Genomic DNA, 1,967 nt, shown 5'->3' with positions numbered 1-1,967 from the left:
GCCCCGCTGTCCTGCGAGGGGCCCTTCGGTCAGTGACCCAGCTCCCACCGCTCCACGGCCTCGTACCGGGGCTGCTCCCCCGCCACCCCCGAGGTCGGCAGATGGCTCCGCACCAGCGCCAGGTCGGCGACGGTCCAGGTGCGCCCGACGAACGCCGCCAGCGTCTCGACGTAGGGCCGCACCTCGAACGCCTCCCGGCTGCGGGCCACCGTCAGATGCGGGGTGTAGCGGCGGTGCTGCCCCATGTCGACGCCGGCCTTGCGCCCGGCCGCCTCCGCCCGGTCGGCCAGCAGCCTCAGGGTCCGCGTATCGCCCTCGGCGCCCGCCCACAGCGCCCGCCCGTGACCGAACTGTCCGCCACCCGCCACGGCCAGCGGGAACGGCTCGCTGCGGTGCGCGGCCCGCGCGAGCCGTTCCGTCAGCTCCGGCACGAGCGAGGGGTCGACCTCGCCGTAGAAGGCGAGCGTGAAGTGCCAGCCGGGCGGCTCGGTCCAGCGCAGCCGGTCGGCGCCGGCCAGCCCTTTCAACCGGGCCACGGCCAGACCGAGTTCGTCCACCGCGTCGTCCGGCGGCAGCACCGCCGCGAACAGTCTCATGGCACTCATGCCCGTCACCCTTCCAGGGAAAGGATCACCTGGCGAGCGCTCCCGGACCTCTAGGCCCGGACCAGCTCCTTCTCCGTCGCCGGCCGCTTCGGCACGAACCGCAGCCTCGGCTGCCGGCCCTGCCAGCCCACCGACAGCCGCATCCCGCCGGACCTGATGAGCACCAGGCCCACCGTGACGGCGGCGACCGTGGAGACGACACCGCCGGCGACGAAGCCGATCCGGGGACCGTACGCGTCGGTGACCCAGCCGGCGATCGGCGCGCCCAGCGGTGTCCCGCCGAGGAAGACCATCATGTAGAGGGCCATGACCCGGCCGCGCATGACGGGGTCGGTGGCCATCTGGATGGCCGTGTTGGTGGTGACGTTCACCGTGAGGCCGAACATCCCCAGCGGGACCATGAACAGCGCGAAGATCCAGTACGTCGGTGCCAGCGCGGCCACGATCTCCAGCAGCCCGAAGGCGAGGGCGCCCGCGATCAGCACCCGCAACCGGGCCGTGCCGCGCCGGGCCGCGAGGAGGGCGCCCGCGACGGAGCCGACCGCCATGAGGGTGTTGAAGAGACTGTACGAGCCGGCGCCGGTGTGGAACACGTCGTCCGCGTACGCCGACAGCCAGACCGGGAAGTTGAAGCCGAAGGTCCCGATGAAGCCGACCAGCACGATCGGCCACAGCAGCTCCGGGCGCCCGGCGACATAGCGCAGGCCCTCGCGGAGCTGGCCCTTCTTGCGGGGCGCGCGGCGGGTGGGGTGCAGCTCACGGGTCCTCATCAGCAGCAGACCGGCGATGGGGGCGATGAAGGAGAGGCCGTTGTAGAGGAACGCCCAGCCGGTGCCGACGGTGGTGATCAGGACGCCCGCGACGGCGGGGCCGACCAGCCGGGCCGACTGGAAGTTCGCGGAGTTGAGGCTGACCGCGTTCTGCAACTGGCCGGGACCGACCATCTCGGACACGAACGACTGCCGGGCCGGGTTGTCGACGACGGTCGCCATACCGACGGCGAAGGCGGCCACGTACACGTGCCACACCTGGACCTGGTGGGAGAGGGTCAGCGCGGCGAGCGCGAGCCCCGTCACGGCCATCGCCGTCTGGGTCAGGAACAGCAGCCGCCGCTTCGGGAACCGGTCGACCAGGACGCCGCCGTACAGCCCGAACAGCAGCATCGGCAGGAACTGCAGGGCCATCGTCACCCCGACCGCGGTCGACGACCCGGTCAGGCTCAGCACCAGCCAGTCCTGCGCGATCCGCTGCATCCAGGTGCCGATGTTCGAGACCACCTGCCCGACGAAGAACAGCCGGTAGTTCCGCACCCGCAGGGACCGGAACATGGACGCGCGCTCACGGGGGGCGGGGGGTTCGGGG

Annotated in this window: 2 protein-coding genes; both read right to left on the bottom strand. The window is 72.2% G+C overall.

Annotation, left to right across the window (positions count from 1 at the left end; translation table 11 throughout):
• Positions 1–29 precede the first annotated feature (29 nt).
• Positions 30–596 (bottom strand): RNA 2',3'-cyclic phosphodiesterase, encoded by a 567-nt coding sequence (thpR, locus tag AOK15_RS41235; RefSeq protein WP_055524402.1) that lies wholly within the window; start codon positions 594–596, stop codon positions 30–32.
• Between the two features lie 59 nt (positions 597–655).
• Positions 656–1,933 carry an MFS transporter gene (locus tag AOK15_RS41230; protein ID WP_063799126.1) on the bottom strand — a complete coding sequence of 426 codons (1,278 nt, stop codon included), beginning with the start codon at positions 1,931–1,933 and terminating at the stop codon, positions 656–658.
• Between the last annotated feature and the right edge of the window lie 34 nt (positions 1,934–1,967).

The organism is Streptomyces ossamyceticus, assembly GCF_001418475.1.
Taxonomy (GTDB): domain Bacteria; phylum Actinomycetota; class Actinomycetes; order Streptomycetales; family Streptomycetaceae; genus Streptomyces; species Streptomyces ossamyceticus.
Note: the sequence above shows the minus strand (reverse complement) of the source record. Positions and strands in the feature narration are given on the sequence as shown.